Below are 16951 nucleotides of genomic sequence, written 5' to 3'. Positions count from 1 at the left end.
GTTAAAAATGAGTAATTTTATTACAGTACTGCATTTTTCTATGGCAATGTTTATGACTACACATCGATAAAATTGATCTATCTACAGCCTTAAATATTTTATTTGTTCATAATAGTATTGAAAGATAATAGAGCGAGAAACGAGCTATGCTGATAAACTTTATATTAGCAGTGGCTCGTTTTTGATTAAAACTAAGGCATAGTATGGATAATGAGATAATGGCGGATTGCACTGCCATTTCACAAGATGAACAGCGTGAAATTACCAAGTTATGTATTCAAACTGCGTTGTTGTTATTGCAACATGGTGCAGAAAGTATGTTGGTTGAGCAGCTTTCAACCCGCCTAGGTTTAGCTTTAGGTGTACATCAAGTCGAAAGTGCAATTTCTGCTAATGCAGTGGTATTAACTACGATTGTTAATGGGCATTGCCAAACTTCAACACGTAAGATTGTCGATCGCGGTATTAATATGCATGTTGTGACAGAAGTTCAGCATATTGTTATTTTGGTCGAACATCACCTTGCAGATATTCATGAAGCAAGAAAACGCTTTGAGCATATAAAACCGTTACGTTATCCACGTTGGGCGATTATTTTTATGGTTGCCTTATCATGTGGCTGTTTCTCTAAATTAAATGGTGGTAATTGGGATGGCTTTTTAGTTTCTGCCATTGGTGGTGGTCTTGGTATGTTTGTTCGCCAAGCATTAACACATCGCCAAATGAACCCATTAATTAATTTCTGTATTACTGCATTTGTGGCAACTTCAGTCTCAGGTCTATTATTAAAACTCTCTTATTTTCAAACTACGGCGACTATTTCAATGGCTGCCAGCGTCTTATTATTGGTTCCCGGATTTCCTTTAATTAATGCTGTTGCTGATATGTTTAAAGGGCACGTTAATACAGGGTTAGCGCGTTGGGCAATGGCAACAATGTTAACTTTAGCCACCTGTTTAGGGGTTATTTTAGCTATGGCAGTATGGGGGTTAAGAGATTGGGCATAATAACGATACTTCTCACCCTAATTGAAGATATGATCTTAGCTGCTATTCCCGCAGTAGGTTTTGCGATGGTATTTAATGTACCTTCAAGGGCATTAAAATATTGCGCACTATTAGGAGCAATAGGGCACGGCTCTCGTACTGTTTTAGTAATGAGCGGGATGAACATAGAATGGGCAAGTTTTTGTGCCGCCATTTTAGTAGGTTGCATTGGTATTCAATGGTCACGCTGGTGGCTTGCACACCCTAAAGTTTTTACTGTTGCCGCGGTTATTCCAATGTTCCCCGGAATAAATGCATATATAGCGATGATCTCAGTGGTGAAATTAACACAAATTGGTTATAGCGCGGAAATTTTTGAAGCTTTAGTTACTAATTTCCTTAAAGCTTCATTTATTGTCGGTGCGCTCTCTATAGGGCTATCCTTGCCGGGATTATGGTTATATCGCAAGCGTCCGAGTGTATAATGACTTACATCGCGTGTTGTAATGAATTTAATGTAATATCCAGTTCATTTTTGTCAGAAATAATAATTTGAATTCGTAATTTATTCTCAGATTCTAAACTAGCATGCGCTTTAACATCTTCGTTATTCGCATGCTTTTTTGTTATCTCGACTAATTCGTCCATCAAATTCAGCATATTCTCATTCATTTTTAAATTTCTCCAAATCATTGATGGACTAAACCATAGCAAATCCCTTTTGCGTTAATGTCGAGAATAACGGCTTTTTCTATCACCATTCACGCTTATTGTTTTATTTTTTATATAAAAAATAGCAAGAAAGATTGCCCAAAATAAATAAAAAAAAGGTAAGATTAGACTAAATAAAAATAAGATTATCAGTTGGTTATTAAAGATAATTTTTATTGGGTTTAATAAAACAAAGAGTAAGGCAGATACCACTTTGAGAAAAATATTACACTATACCGCGGTTGTGTTGGGTTTATTTTTTATTACGCTAAATGTTCAAGCGCAAGCCCCTGAGAATTTTACAAAAGCGAAAGAGATAGCAAAAGAACGTATTTATTATGATCAAAATCAAAAGTCACAAGGCACTATTTATTGTGGTTGTGATTGGGAATGGGTAGGTAAATCTGGTGGACGTGTTAATTTAGCCAGTTGTGGTTATAAAGTCAGAGCCCAACAAACAAGAGCAGAACGTATTGAGTGGGAGCATATTGTTCCTGCATGGGTTTTTGGTCATCAACGTCAATGTTGGCAAAATGGAGGCAGAACTAATTGTGTGAAAAACGATCCTGTATTTGGCAAAATTGAAGCTGATTTACACAATTTAGCGCCATCTATAGGTGAAGTTAACGGGGATCGTAGCAATTTTAGTTTTGGACAATTACCAGCACAAGCATCTTATCAATATGGTCAATGCCGTAGCCGTGTTGACTTCGCGTCACGTACATTTGAACCTCGTAATGAAGTTAAAGGGCTAGTAGCAAGGGTTTATTTCTACTTACATGATCGCTATAACCTCTCTATGTCACGCCAACAACAACAGTTATTAATGGCTTGGGATAATGCTTATCCACCAACAGCGTGGGAAAAAGAGCGTGATAACCGTATTGCTCGTATTGTTGGATATCATAATCCGTTTGTGACAGGTCAAATGAAGTGGCAATTAGGACATAAAAATAGTGGTGCTGGATTATCTGCAACAAGTAGTGCGCCAGTCACTAAAGCCAAAACTGAAACGCCTAAACAACTAAATACATCACAATCTGAAGATATTAAAGGTAATATTAATAGCAAGATCTACCATTTTGCACATTGTTCTGGTTATAAAACAATGTCAGATAAAAATGCGGTTTTTTTTAAAACAGAGAGTGAGGCCATTAAGGCAGGTTACCGTTTAGCTAATAACTGTAAACAGCCTTAATCGTAATTATTTAGCTCACATCCAACGACGAACGTGGCGACAATATTGTTGCCACGCTTGTGGAAATAATTCACTTAAGATTTTTTCTTCACGTACTATCGTATAGCGATCAGTAATAAAGTAAAACGCAATTGCAGCTCCTAAAAACCCCCAGTTACCAAAAATAAAAAATAACCCGATACTGATATCCAAAAAACCAAGATACATAGGATTGCGACTTATTTTATAAGGACCACTTGTCACTAATTGTCGAGGTGTGTGATTGGGGTTAGGAGACGTTTTTTGTTTAATAAAAAAAGAGAGGCAATAAAAAAGCCAGATCCCAGAAGTCATAATGGTGAGTAAACCGAGATAAAAAAAGAAGCCCATCTTAAGAGAGCCAGAGTGAAGTTCAAAACCAATAAATGGAATGAGGTTAAGTAGTAACCAATAAATAAAAGGTAGTCGTAAGAAATTCATTTATTCCCCCCAAAATAACACTTATTGTTATTTTTATGTTAAGTCCATCTCGTTATAAATCATCTCAGTATTGAAAATATTTTTATTTTGTCATTATACTGTCATAAAGCTTCGTTAATTTTCACTCTAACTCCATGATGGGGAATATGAATGACAGAAGCAATGGAAATATCTCGTTACTTACAGAAAACCGGCAACAACCGTTCATTGATGTTTAATGTTCAGGATTGTGACCGGTTTTTTTGTTTTCTGCGATTAAACAGAGTCTGAAGGGGACTCACCGGCAAGTGAATGGAATATAAATAGGGATGTCGATGACTTTTTGAAGACTAACAAGGGTAAATACCACTATGAGTAGACAAAAAGCAGCAACACGTTTACGCCGAGAAAATAAGCGCACTTCACGTAAAGAACAACGTAATGGAGCGCATCGAGATAATGTTATGGTTTTACCGGGATTTGGAGATATTAATACTATTGGTATGGCGAGAGAGAAGCGTGATGAACGTGTGTTATCTCCTCGCAACGAAGCACAACGCCAATATATGAATGCAATTAAGCATCAAAATCTTATTTTTGCCACAGGAGAAGCGGGCTGTGGTAAAACCTTTCTTAGTGCCGCAATGGCTGCCGATGCTTTAATTAATAAAGAAATAGAACGCATTATTGTTACTCGACCAGTGTTGCAGGCAGATGAAGATCTCGGTTTCTTACCCGGCGATATTGCTGAAAAATTTGCACCGTATTTTCGTCCGGTCTATGACGTATTAGTGAAACGCTTAGGTGCTTCATTTTTACAATATTGTTTACGGCCTGAAATCGGTAAAGTTGAAATTGCACCTTTCGCTTATATGCGAGGGCGTACTTTTGAAAATGCATTTGTTATTCTAGATGAAGCACAGAATGTTACAGTAAATCAAATGAAATTATTTCTAACCAGAATGGGCGAAAATGTCACCGTTGTGGTTAATGGTGATATTACCCAGTGTGATTTACCTACTAATGTACCGTCTGGATTAGCGGATGCCCTGATTCGATTTGAAGCTAATAATCGAGTAGGCGTGATTAAATTTATGCAAGAAGATTGTGTGCGCTCTACATTATGTCAGCATGTATTAGCTGCTTATAATGATTAAATAGATCATGGGAATTTTTGTATGAAATTTAAAAGGTCACATATTAATGTGGCCTTTATCTTTATTTTTTATTTTATCTTATATGATTTATCTTTTTTATTAATTATGGGGCGTTTGATTTGAATAAAAAATTCCAAAGTGAAGTGATTTATCTAGGAGTATTCTTTTTTAGATTGGTTATTAATAAATTAATTGTTATTGTTATTTTGTTTATAATATTTATATTAAATGATGATATTGAAATATAAATACATTTACATATTAACTAAGAGTCCTCTCACTTAATTAAATTTGACTTAAATCACGTATTTTAAAAAATAGATAAATTTATTTGTTGGTTTTTAAAGTTATGACTAATATCAAATTGACTAGGATTTTTTGTTACCTCTAGTTAATGATGGCAATAATAGAATCTTATTTTTGCTAATTAAATATTTATCTATTCTGGAGTTATATATGTTTAAAAATAAACTCCCACTGTCATTATTATCAGTGGCTATATTGTCGTCGTCGGCATTTGCCGCAACCAACAGCGCAGGGGGGATCATTTCTTTCTCTGGTGCTATTAGTGATACCACTTGTACAATTAATGGGGGAAATAGTGCGGACTTTTCTATTCTATTAGATCCTATTACCGTAACGGATGCTGGAACAACGGCAAATACTGTTATTGCCAAAAATCAAAAAGAGTTTGCTTTGACATTCTCTGATTGTGCTCCTGCATCTACTCCAAGTGGAAGTAATTTAAAGATACATTTCTCATCTGCAAACACTATTTCAACAAGTGGATTATATTTAGTTAATGATACTTCGAATGAAAATGATCCATTAGTTGCAAAAAACGTCGGCTTTAGTTTATCAACTCCTGCTGCACCAACCGTTGCTATACCACTAAATGCCACCTTTGATACAGGTATTAAAGGCGATAAAACAGCGCCAGATTCAGATACTCTACGCTTAATTGCCAGTTACTATAAAACAAATGCAACAGCGGCTAAAACAGGGCCAGTACACTCTAACGTTATTTATACAGTATCTTATTTATAATATAAAAAGCCAGACTCAATGGGTCTGGCTTTTTTGGGGTGGTTATAATGAAAAAATTAATATTCCTTTTAATTATCTTGATATTACCCTCGACTGTATTAGCCAATATCATTATCAATGGTACTCGCGTTATTTATTATGAAGGCGTTGGTAGTGTTAATATCCAATTAACGAATAATGGTGATTTAGCTTCTTTAGTACAAAGCTGGATAGATGATGGAGATATGGATTCAACACCAGAAAATGCAAATTCTCCTTTTTATTTATATCCACCAATTGTCAAAATAGTAGGAAGGCAAGGGCAAACTCTAAGAATAAAAAATTCCGATGAAAAACAGATAAGTAATGTTGAAAAAGTCTATTATTTAAATGTATTAGATATTCCTGAAAATGCACAAGAACTAAAAGGAAAAAGCTATTTACAATTAGCGATGAAAACAAGAATTAAAGTTTTCTATCGTCCTACTGCATTAACAGATGATCCTGAATTAGTGAATGAAAAAATAACTTATCAATTAAATGGTAATAAGGTTTTAGTTAAAAATAACTCACAATATCATTTCACTATAGCTTCTATTTCTACTGAAGAAATGCCACGTATTACTCTTGCTGATTCTGAAATGATCCCACCGTTATCTTCTCGTGAGTTACCATTAATTAATAAATTAAAAAATAATTCTGTTGTTGTTGTTTATGTTGATGATTTTGGTGTTTATAAATCACAAAATATTAAACTCTAATCGAGATAACATCGTGAATAATCCAAGATATCTCTCAATCCTTATTTTTTTAGGAATACAAAATTATACTCAAAATCTGTATGCAGAGGGATTTGATACATCTTTACTTGTTGGAAATTCAAAGAATGGAGATATTTCACGATTTTATATTGACGACAAAATTCCTGAAGGAAAACAACTTGTCGATGTTTATGTCAATCAAGTATGGAAAGGACAATTTGAAATAAATGTAATAGGTGAACACGCAGAGATTAGTTTTGAAACCGTGGATGTAAATAAACTTGGTTTAAATTTATCTCTATCTGCGAAACAAAAAATTGCACAGCAAAAAACAATACTATCAAATGAATTGGCAAAAGGCGTGACGTCGGCATTAGATATTAATAAATTAAGGCTTGATATTAATGCTCCTCAGATTTCAGTGAAACAATCAGAGGTAGGGTATGTTGATCCAAGTTATTGGCAACAAGGTATTTCAGCTCTGATTTTATCTTATAATTTAAACTACTATAACTATAAAGAAAAAAAAGGAAGTAAAAGCAATAACGAGAGTTTTTTTGCCAATATTAATTCAGGTGTGAATTTAGGTGCATGGCAGTTTAGAGATGAATCTAACTACTCTTATTATTCTCACGGCAAAAGCCAATGGAAAAACAATACGCGCTATGTTTATAAGGCATTTAGCCAAATAACTTCAGGATTAACAATTGGTGATTTTTATACGCCAATAGCGCTTTTTACCAGTATTCCATTTAGAGGGGCGTCACTGGCAACAGAAATGGGTATGCTCCCTAATTCGAGTCAAGGATTTGCGCCCATTATTCGTGGTGTTGCACAGACGAATGCGCTAGTGAGTGTTTATCAAAATGAAAATCTAGTTTTTCAAGAAAATGTGCCTCCGGGTGAATTTTCCTTTCGAGATATACAACCTACTGCGGGAGGTGGTGATCTCTTAGTGGTTATTCAAGAAGCAGATGGGAGAAGGGGATCTTTCACTGTCCCGTTTTCAGCCGTTCCTGATATGTTAAAAGAAGATGTTTATCGTTATAACGTAACGTTAGGTGAATCACGAATTAGTAATACAAATTATCGGCCTAAATTTGCACAAGGTGAGTTTCATTATGGTCTTAATAATTTAGTTACTGTTTATGCGGGCGGTATTGTCAGTGAAGATTATTACTCCGCATTGATAGGTAGTGGTTGGAATTTTAAATTTGGGGCAATTTCAGCAGATATAACACATGCAACGGCAGATTTACAGACAGGTAAAAAAACAGGGCAAAGTTTTCGGCTTGCTTATAGTAAATATATGGATGCGACATTAACCAATTTAACATTGGCTGCTTATCGTTATTCTACTCGTGATTATTATAGTTTTGTAGATTCAATTTACGCTCATGACAACTATAAAGCTTGGAAAGACTATCAAAATGATATTGCTCAACAGCAAAATAATAATAATGCAGTATCTGATCTTGATTTATCAACGTTTGATGCACTACGAGGTTCTAGAGCAAAAAATACGTTTACCATAAATCTTAATCAATATTTGGGTGGTCAGCGTGGTGTTGTTTTTCTTTCAGGGACACATCGAAACTATTGGAATACAGATGAGAGTAATCGCGAGTATCAGTTAGGCTATTCAAATAATTATAAAGATATTGCGTATAATCTTTCTGTTTCAAAGTTAAGAAATTACGATAATAAAGAAGAGACTCGTTATTATTTTAATATTAGTGTGCCGATTTCATTTTTTGATAAAAGAGCCAATATTAATACTTCAATTTATGCGGCTGATTCACGTTACCAGCAATCTACAATTAGTATGAGTGGAACAGCAGGTAAAGATGACCTAGTTAATTATACTTTAACAGGTTCAAATCAAACGGGTGGAAATAATTTAGTCGGCGCAAATGTGAGTTATCGTCATCCATATAGCACATTATCTGCATCTTATACGGAAGCAAATAATTATCGCCAGGGAGGATTAGGCGCTAGAGGAACAGTTGTTGCCGTACCTAATCATATTGTTTTTTCAGGTAATACAGGGAATACCTATACTCTTATCGAAGCACCTATGGCCAATAATATGATGGTTAATGGAAATAAAGCCACATTAACCAATAATCAAGGGATAGTATTAGTGCCTAATAGTATCCCTTATCGTACAAATAATTATACTTTAACAAATACAGAAATGCCTTCAAATGCTGAGCTTGTTGGAAATACAACCCAGGTTACTCCGTATCTAGGCGCAGTTAATTACCTCACATTAACAACGGATAAACGTAAGACATTTATTATTAAAGCATCTTTAGAAAATAATGAAAGTTTACCTTTCGGTACAGAAGTTTTAAATAATAAAAAAGAAAGTATTGGTTATGTCGGACAATCAAGTGTGCTTTATTTAAAAAGTGATGAGTTACCTTCTTCAATCTTTATAAAATTAAATAAAGCTGAAAAAATGGAATGTGTTGTGGAGCATTTAATAAATACGATGGATAAAAATAGTAATATTTGTCGATAAAGGAAAGCGCTATGAAATCACCAGCTTTTATATTTATAATTTTATTAGGTGCGATAAGCCAACAGGCAATTGCTAACTGTAAACCTGAGGACACTATTACGGCACCCAATATTAACTTTGATTTATCTGCAGATTTAAATGCAGCTTCAACAACTGTAACAAAAACGAGTAGAACAATATTTCCGGGTACCTTTAAATGTAATGCAAGAGGGGTATTATTTCCTAATACTGTGGGTATTGCCTCACCTTTTAATGATGGTCGAACGGGAACAATTGGTTTTAATGGTGGGAAGCAGTTTGTCTCTATTACATTAACAGCATTAGAAAAAGATAATGTAACGAATATTTCAGCGGGAACACACCCTGCATCAGATTTAGATACTAATTTCACCTTAAAATTTACGTTATTGAGTAGTAAACCCTCGACCAATTATAAAGAGGTGAGTGGAAGTACAGCGGTTGTTAATCCTGTTATTTTAGCGTCAGATGCATCGAGTGTTGGGTTAGTTCAGTGGTTACTTAATATTGTTATTAAACTTGTGCAATTCTTATTAACGTGGCAATGGCCAGTTGATCAAAATGATATTTTCTTACAACCAATGCTAATTACTTATAATCCTGTAATGACAACCTGTAATTTTTCTAATGCGGGTTTAGTTGTTTCATTGCCATTAATCAGTGTAAAAGATGCAAAAACGGTAGATAAAGCAGGATACACACCTTTTACATTAAATTTTACGTGCCAAGACTTTTTAAGTGGCTCAAAAACGTCTAGAAATATTAAGATGTTTTTATCAAGCCAAAATTTATTGGCGACAGATAAAACTATATTAACTAATACAACAGCGCAAGGTGCAGGGGGGATCGGGTTCCGTGTAGTAAAAAGCGATAATATCAATAGCCCCGTTATTTTTTCTGACAATATTAATTCTCAAGGCAGTGCGACCAGTATTTTCAGTGTTAATCAAGGTGGCAACTTATCCTCTGCATTTTCGATAAATATGGGGGCTTATTACTATCCTTATAATGCTAATTCAGTCACTCAAGGAAAAATAACAAGCACAGCGACATTAGTAATGTCTTATGACTAAAGAGCGTATCTAATGAAAAAAATAATGAATGCTACTTTTATTTTATTTTTTATGCTTATAACATCGACAACAAAAGCGAGTGTAGTACTTGAACGTACACGTCTAATTTTTCCTATGGACAAATTAACACTGTCATTGCAAATTTTTAATCGCAGTGAACAACCAACATTAGTCCAATCATGGATAGATGATGGTGATATTGCATCAACCCCTGAGACAACAACGGCTCCTTTTATTGTTATCCCTCCCATAATGAAAGTTTCCTCTAATGGAGGAGCACAATTAAAAATACAACAATTAGACAATAAGTTGCCTCAAGATAGAGAGTCTATTTTTTATCTTAATGTGCTTGATATTCCGCCTAAACCTAACAGTGGTGAAAATACAAACACGTTGCAATTAGCATTACAAACTCGTATTAAGCTTTTTTATCGCCCTAAACAACTCGAGTTAACGAGTAACGCTATTTTTAAACAGATTGAGATTACAAAGGAACAGCAGAATTTAGAGATTAGTAATTCTTCAGCTTATTTTTTTACGATTTCCAAAATATATACACAAGAGAATAAAGAGCAATCTTTAATTCAGGCCACAATGATAGCGCCGTTTTCAAAACAAAAAATTGAATATAAAGGGCAAGTTGATACCAACCAAGTCATTACAGTCATCTATATAGATGATGATGGAAATTATCAGCAAGATAAGAAGAATATACATTGATTACATTTTTATAATAAAAAAGGCTACATATAATGAAAGAAATTATATGCAGCCTGTACAGCCAACGCTTAATCTTTAACTTATCGTTTAGCTTACGTCTTCGTTATCCATAACATGGTGACGTTCAGCGTGATAGCCTTCTTCGTCATAACCAAAACGCCAATAAGGAATGGCATAAATTAAGCTGCGATCGTAACCGTGATCACGGCGAATATGACGTCTTAATGCACGAATGATTTTGTCTTCACCTGCAATCCAAAACGCCACATCTTCAGCAGGTAATTCCCATGACATAAATTCATTAATTAAGTTTTGAGTTTGTTCTTCTACTGAGCCAATCAACCAGATTATCTCTAAGCCACTAGGATGTTTAATTTCTTGGCGATGTGTTTCGTCTTCTACTCGTATAACAACTTTTCCTTGAACATTAGGCTGCATGGTTTCAATTAAAGCCATTAAAGCAGGTAATGAACTTGGGTCGGCCGCCATATAGTAATGTGACGCAGGTGCTAATAAAGGATCAGGGCCACCCGGATTAGTGATCCCAATATAGTCACCTTGCTTAGCATTTAGCGCGAAATGAATAGCTGGGCCTGCATCGTCGTGTACGGCAAATTCAATATCTAACTCTTTTTGCTCAGGGCGAATAGCACGAACACTATAAGTACGTACAATCGATCTTGGTTCGCCTTCAGGCCATTTAGGACCTTTTTCAGAAAAGCCTGGTACAGTAGGTTTAACTTGGCCTTCTAAAGGTAAGAATATTTTTAAATGTGCTCCCGCAGTATCTTCTGGGTAAGAATCTAAATCATCACTAGTAAAGGTAATACAGCGCATTCCTGGAGTGACATCAGTAATACGTTTTACTTGAACTAGGCGAGGAGGTGCTGGTTTATAAATATTTTTTTCTTGAGGTGTTTTTTGGTTACTCACGTTTTTTTACCTGACTCATTTAATTATTTTATCGACGTAGATATTATCATTTTCAATTAATAATGATAGTCATTATCAACATTAACATTAATTTAGTAAAGGAAAGCGTATTTTTTTACTTATATTGTGTGACTAAGTTCAAACTCACAACAAAGAAAAAACTTAAGGATCAATGCAATAAGCATGGTGTAATAACGTGATATCGTTAATTAGAAACGTAAAAATACCAAAGTACAATGCGGGAGGAGATGAGCCAGTGTTATTTTATTTAAAGAAAGGAATGTTTTTAGATATTTGTAACAAAGGTAGGAAAATCAATTAATACAGTGAGTAACTTAATAGTAGGTGTACTCACTGTATTGTCATATTAATGCAACAATAGATTAAGCTTTAGGGTCTGGGCCGAATCTGTTGTCACCTTTAGTACCTTCAAGGCACATAAAGACAAAAACAATTAATCCACCAACAGCAGGAATAAATGCAAGTAAGAACATCCAACCTGATTTATCTTGGTCGTGGAAGCGACGAATAGTCACTGCAAGGCTAGGGATAATAATAGCTAAAGAGTAAATACCTAAAATGATACCAACAATTGAACCTAATGAACTCATTTCACCCGTATTCATGTCTATTGATGAAATCACAATAGCATATAGGATGGTAATAATAATGGTATTTACTAGAGTAAACATCCAATATTCTTTTCTGCGAGCACGTCCTGAAAAGTTAGCATAATTATTTTTAATGACTTCCAAATACCAATTCATGATTTCATCCTTAATTTAGTAGCAACAATGAGTAAGCCTAGTGTAAGTGATCTTTCTTAGCAATTAAGATAAATCTAAATTATCAAAATATGTATTTTGAACAGACATCATCCATCCTTTTTAATAGGGAGTGGATTTAATTCTTGAATTAATCATATGGCATATCTAAATGACACATTTGGTGTGTCTTTATAAAATAATACAGATATGAACCTGCTAGGCGGCGATATCATAATTACTTTGGAAGCCTAATTCAACATTCATTCCATTTTATTTCTAGAGAAGATGGCTTTTTATAGGATTATTTATATCTTTATTTATCGTAATAAATGCCTAAAAAAGATTTTATCTCTTATTTTTAATCAAAAATGATGTATTTAAAATGATTTTATCAAGGCGTTTGATTTAAGTTTAGTTAATCATAGAAAAATGAAAATATTTACATTCTTATTTTCTTTTATAAAAAAGAAAATTATATAAAATTAGCTGTTAAAAGAGCATCTAATAAAAATAAAAGGGTTGAAGATAACTTCAGCCCTTTCTTTACTTCTATTCTATAGCTTGCCGTATTCGGTGTTAGTTGATTATATTGCTGTATGTATTTTGCCTTTACTTGACTTTCATTCCGGCTAACGTCATTAAAAAACGAAAGAGGGAAGAGACTGCGAATAAGGCTAAAACACTACAAAACCAAATAGTAATCAACCATCCCCATTTTTTTAATAATGAGGGTTTGTTCTGTATTTGTGGATCAGTGATAACCTTCTTCATAATTTGTTTTTCCTCTGAAAACGTAATAACTCCAGAATGTGTATACGAGAATAATTGGAATAATAAACAGTGCGCCAACTAGCATAAACCCTTGACTTTCTGGCGGTGCTGACGCTTCTACAAAACTGATTGCTGGTGGAATAATGTTAGGCCAAATACTGATCCCTAATCCTGCAAAACCTAAGAAAATTAAAGCCAGCGCACCAAAGAAAGGCAGGTAATGTCCTTGTTTTTTCACTGAGCGTAAAATTAACCAAGTGCTATACAACACTAAAAGAGGAACAGGTAAAAAGAAGAATAAGTTTGGTAATGTGAACCAACGTTCGGCAATTGCAGGTTGTGCTAATGGTGTCCATGCACTAACCACTGCAATGACTGCAAGCATAACAAGTGTAAGTGGTTTAGCGACCTTATATAGACTCTGTTGTAAATGACCTTCGGTTTTCATAATTAGCCAGCCACATCCTAATAAGGAATAGGCGATAACTAATCCAAATCCACAAAAGAGTGCAAAAGGGGATAACCAGTCAAAATAGCTACCTACAAAAGCGCGATTAACAACTGGCAAACCTTGAACTACGCTACCAACGACAACGCCTTGCATAAAAGTGGCTAAGATAGATCCAAAGATAAATGATTTATCCCAAAAACCTTTGTGATTGTCATCGGCTTTAAAACGAAATTCAAATGCGACACCACGAAAAATTAAGGCGACAAGCATTAATGTTAGTGGCATCGCTAAAGCATCAAGAATAACCGCGTAAGCTAATGGGAAAGCACCAAATAATGCAGCTCCGCCTAGGACTAACCATGTTTCGTTACCGTCCCACACCGGAGCAACGGTATTCATCATTAAGTCACGATCTTGGTCACTTTTAATAAATGGATAAAGCATACCGATACCAAGATCGAAACCATCCATGACAATATACATTAACGTACTAAATACGATAATGACGAACCAAATGACTGGTAAATCAATTCCCATGATGAACCTCCGGTGTACCTTTACGGATCAGTTTTAACATATAGGCATATCCAACACCGAATACAGAGCTATAAACAACTAAGAAGATCAGCAAGCTTATACTCATATGCATTTCGCCGTGTGCAGATACGGCATCTCGTGTTCGCTGTATGCCATAAACAACCCAAGGTTGACGTCCTACTTCGGTTGTAAACCAACCGGCAAGAATAGCGATAAGTCCTGAAGGTGCCATTAAGAAAGTTAAGCGTAAAAAAGCCTTAGATTCATAAAGTTTCTTTTTATAGCGTAACCACGTTCCCCAAACACCGACTAAAATCATTAACATGCCAAGGCCAACCATAATGCGGAAAGACCAGAAGACAATAAGTGAGTTAGGTCTGTCTTCTTTAGGAAACTCTTTTAATGCTGGAACTTGTTTTTCTAAGCTATGGGTTAAGATCATGCTGCCAAGATAAGGAATTTCTATCTTATATTTGGTTTCTTCAGCATCCATATCTGGCATACCAAAGAGAATTAACGGTGTTGCTTCTCCTGGTTCATTTTCCCAGTGACCTTCAATAGCCGCAATTTTAGCGGGTTGATGTTTTAAGGTATTTAAACCATGGACATCACCAATGAGTGCTTGAATTGGTGCTAAAATTAAAATCATCCATAAAGACATTGAAAGCATCTTTTTCATGGCGGATGTTTTATGGCCTTTGAGCAGGTGCCACGAGGCAGATGCAGCAATAAAGAAGGCCGAAGCAAGGAAAGCTGCAACACCCATATGAGTGAGGCGATAAGGGAATGATGGATTGAAAATAACTGCGAGCCAATCTACAGGAACAACTTGGTTATTTATAATTTCAAACCCTTGTGGTGTTTGCATCCAACTATTTGAAGCCAAGATCCAAAACGTAGACATTAATGTACCTAATGCCACCATACAGGTTGCGAAAAAGTGAAGTTTTTCGCCTACTTTATTCCAACCAAACAGCATCACACCTAAGAAACCAGCTTCTAAGAAGAAAGCAGTAAGAACTTCATAAGTGAGTAGAGGGCCTGTAATTGAGCCCGCAAAATCAGAGAAAAAACTCCAGTTGGTTCCGAATTGATAGGCCATGACCAAACCAGAGACAACGCCCATAGCAAAGTTAACAGCGAATATTTTTGACCAAAAATGGAATAGCGCTAAATAATCCTTATTGCGAGTTTTTAACCATAAACCTTCCAATACGGCTAAAAAGCTAGCCAGTCCGATAGTAATTGCAGGGAAGATAATATGAAAAGAAACTGTGAACGCAAACTGGATACGCGCCAAATCAAAGGCACTTAACCCAAGCATAAAAAACCTCGTTATATTGATATAAAAATGTAAATTGCAGGTAAATCGTGTGGATTAGTAGACCATATGACAGTAAGCTATAATAGTGACAATAAGTTTAAAAATGACTATAACAGTTTTGAGGTAAACAGTTTTATATGACTCGATATGAACAGCTTGCAGCGCAAATACGCCAACAAATTGAAGATAATATCTGGCAATCTGGCGACCGTTTACCTTCATTGCGGGACACGGTGAAACAATCAGGTTTAAGTTTAATGACTGTTTTACAGTCGTATCAGTTATTAGAAAGCCAAGGATGGATAACTGCACGACCACAATCAGGTTATTACGTTGCACATCGTAATAACCGTTTTGGTCAGGTGACAGCCAGCAAAGGGCTACACATGAGTGAAAATGTTGAAATAAGCACCTCTATTTTCAATGTCCTTCAAGCATGTAAAGATCCTGAAATTATTCCTTTTGGTTCTGCTTTCCCCGATCCCAGTTTATTTATTCAACCCAAACTAAGTAGTGCATTGGCTTCTGCTGCAAGACATCTAGCGCCCCAAAGTTCGGTGATCAATCTACCACCGGGAAATGAAAAGTTACGCCGTAACATTGCACAACGCTATGCATTACAAGGAATTCATGTTTCTCCAGATGAAATTGTGATCACTGCTGGTGCAATGGAATCATTAAGTTTTAGTTTGCAAGCTGTTACCGAACCGGGTGATTGGGTTGTGATTGAGTCACCTGCATTTTATGGTGCATTACAAGCCATTGAACGTTTGCGATTAAAAGCGATTGCCATTAGAACAGATCCTGTAACAGGAATTTGTTTAGATGAACTCGAAAAAGTGGTTGAGCAATACGATATTAAAGCCTGTTGGTTGATGAGCCATTGTCAAAACCCATTAGGTGGAACAATGCCCGATGAGAATAAAATAAGGCTGGTGGACATATTAGCGAAGAAACAGATAACGCTAATCGAAGACGATGTCTATGGCGAACTCTATAACAGCCAGAAAGCACCGATGCCAGTAAAAGGTTTTGATAAAACAAATAGCGTTTTACATTGCGCTTCTTTTTCTAAATGCCTTGCACCAGGATTTCGTGTGGGGTGGGTTGCAGCAGGAAAACATGCAACAAAAATACAGCAGTTGCAAATGATGAGTACAGTTTCTGCCAGTATGCCAACACAACAAGCTATAGCTGATTATTTATCACAAGGTGGTTATGATACGCATCTTCGCCGATTAAGATTATTGTTAGAACAAAGGCGTTATCGGATGTTACAAGCGATACAAACGCATTTACCAGAAGATGTAAAAGTGAATATTCCATCAGGAGGATATTTTCTCTGGCTAGAGTTTGAGTCAACATTTGATGCTAATAAACTCTATCACTTTGCATTAGAACGAGGTGTCAGTATTGCGCCGGGTTCAATGTTTTCCACCAGCTCCCAATTTAATCATGCATTCCGTTTAAACTCTTCTTTTCAATGGAGTAGTCGTACTGAAAAAGGAATGGAAATAATTGGCGAAGGGTGCAGAAAATTACGACGTAAATAG

General features: G+C 35.5%; 17 protein-coding genes. 10 read left to right on the top strand and 7 right to left on the bottom strand.

Translation table 11 applies throughout. From position 1 onward, the window contains the following. Positions 1–203: 203 nt before the first annotated feature. Positions 204–1007, top strand: a complete 804-nt coding sequence (locus tag GTH25_RS09630; protein ID WP_099660326.1) for a threonine/serine exporter family protein — start codon at positions 204–206, stop codon at positions 1005–1007. Then, a complete protein-coding gene (locus GTH25_RS09625; protein WP_088495400.1) occupies positions 998–1471 on the top strand; it encodes a threonine/serine exporter in 474 nt (157 codons plus the stop codon). The genes GTH25_RS09630 and GTH25_RS09625 overlap by 10 nt, the downstream gene beginning before the upstream one ends. Positions 1472–1475: 4 nt before the next feature. On the opposite strand, the gene GTH25_RS09620 is transcribed toward GTH25_RS09625, so the two are convergent. Beyond that, positions 1476–1679 (bottom strand): hypothetical protein, encoded by a 204-nt coding sequence (locus GTH25_RS09620; RefSeq protein WP_023582012.1) that lies wholly within the window; start codon positions 1677–1679, stop codon positions 1476–1478. Between the two features lie 232 nt (positions 1680–1911). On the opposite strand from GTH25_RS09620, the gene GTH25_RS09615 reads away from it, so the two are divergent. After that, positions 1912–2895 carry an endonuclease gene (locus tag GTH25_RS09615; protein WP_164530524.1) on the top strand — a complete coding sequence of 328 codons (984 nt, stop codon included), beginning with the start codon at positions 1912–1914 and terminating at the stop codon, positions 2893–2895. A 15-nt stretch (positions 2896–2910) separates the two neighbouring features. Here the strand turns inward: GTH25_RS09615 and GTH25_RS09610 are convergent, their stop codons facing one another. Beyond that, positions 2911–3354 carry a methyltransferase family protein gene (locus GTH25_RS09610; RefSeq protein WP_075674291.1) on the bottom strand — a complete coding sequence of 148 codons (444 nt, stop codon included), beginning with the start codon at positions 3352–3354 and terminating at the stop codon, positions 2911–2913. Positions 3355–3704: 350 nt separating this feature from the next. Between GTH25_RS09610 and phoH the strand changes: the two genes are divergently transcribed. The 6 genes from phoH (at position 3705) to GTH25_RS09580 (ending at position 10615) form a co-directional block, all read left to right on the top strand. Beyond that, on the top strand, positions 3705–4490 hold the full coding sequence (gene phoH / locus GTH25_RS09605; RefSeq protein WP_075674290.1) for a phosphate starvation-inducible protein PhoH: 786 nt from the start codon (positions 3705–3707) through the stop codon (positions 4488–4490). 456 nt (positions 4491–4946) lie between these two features. After that, complete coding sequence (locus tag GTH25_RS09600; protein WP_075670953.1) at positions 4947–5537, top strand: fimbrial protein; 591 nt, start codon at positions 4947–4949, stop codon at positions 5535–5537. Between the two features lie 47 nt (positions 5538–5584). Beyond that, a complete protein-coding gene (locus GTH25_RS09595; RefSeq protein ID WP_075670955.1) occupies positions 5585–6277 on the top strand; it encodes a fimbrial biogenesis chaperone in 693 nt (230 codons plus the stop codon). A gap of 13 nt (positions 6278–6290) precedes the next feature. Beyond that, positions 6291–8804, top strand: coding sequence for a fimbria/pilus outer membrane usher protein (locus tag GTH25_RS09590; RefSeq protein WP_235906208.1), 2514 nt, complete (start codon positions 6291–6293; stop codon positions 8802–8804). 11 nt (positions 8805–8815) lie between these two features. Next, positions 8816–9895, top strand: a complete 1080-nt coding sequence (locus GTH25_RS09585) for a fimbrial protein (protein WP_098942605.1) — start codon at positions 8816–8818, stop codon at positions 9893–9895. Positions 9896–9907: 12 nt separating this feature from the next. Then, positions 9908–10615 (top strand): fimbrial biogenesis chaperone, encoded by a 708-nt coding sequence (locus tag GTH25_RS09580; protein ID WP_138158014.1) that lies wholly within the window; start codon positions 9908–9910, stop codon positions 10613–10615. 87 nt (positions 10616–10702) lie between these two features. On the opposite strand, the gene GTH25_RS09575 is transcribed toward GTH25_RS09580, so the two are convergent. From GTH25_RS09575 to GTH25_RS09555, 5 genes are all read right to left on the bottom strand, one after another. Further along, positions 10703–11548: a siderophore-interacting protein gene (locus tag GTH25_RS09575; RefSeq protein ID WP_164530523.1), complete on the bottom strand. Its 846-nt coding sequence runs from the start codon at positions 11546–11548 to the stop codon at positions 10703–10705. A 383-nt stretch (positions 11549–11931) separates the two neighbouring features. Continuing rightward, a complete protein-coding gene (locus tag GTH25_RS09570) occupies positions 11932–12315 on the bottom strand; it encodes a DUF805 domain-containing protein (RefSeq protein ID WP_075670963.1) in 384 nt (127 codons plus the stop codon). Positions 12316–12924: 609 nt separating this feature from the next. Continuing rightward, the gene (locus GTH25_RS09565; protein ID WP_074454095.1) at positions 12925–13086 is read right to left on the bottom strand and encodes a DUF2474 domain-containing protein; all 162 of its coding nucleotides are present in this window, start codon (positions 13084–13086) and stop codon (positions 12925–12927) included. Continuing rightward, complete coding sequence (gene cydB / locus GTH25_RS09560; protein ID WP_159364039.1) at positions 13067–14074, bottom strand: cytochrome d ubiquinol oxidase subunit II; 1008 nt, start codon at positions 14072–14074, stop codon at positions 13067–13069. Before cydB ends, GTH25_RS09565 begins: the two co-directional genes overlap by 20 nt. After that, positions 14064–15398, bottom strand: coding sequence for a cytochrome ubiquinol oxidase subunit I (locus GTH25_RS09555; protein WP_164530522.1), 1335 nt, complete (start codon positions 15396–15398; stop codon positions 14064–14066). Before GTH25_RS09555 ends, cydB begins: the two co-directional genes overlap by 11 nt. Before the next feature lie 137 nt (positions 15399–15535). On the opposite strand from GTH25_RS09555, the gene GTH25_RS09550 reads away from it, so the two are divergent. After that, complete coding sequence (locus GTH25_RS09550) at positions 15536–16951, top strand: aminotransferase-like domain-containing protein (protein WP_075670969.1); 1416 nt, start codon at positions 15536–15538, stop codon at positions 16949–16951.

It is taken from the genome of Proteus terrae subsp. cibarius (genome assembly GCF_011045835.1).
Lineage (GTDB): Bacteria > Pseudomonadota > Gammaproteobacteria > Enterobacterales > Enterobacteriaceae > Proteus > Proteus cibarius.
Note: the sequence above shows the minus strand (reverse complement) of the source record. Positions and strands in the feature narration are given on the sequence as shown.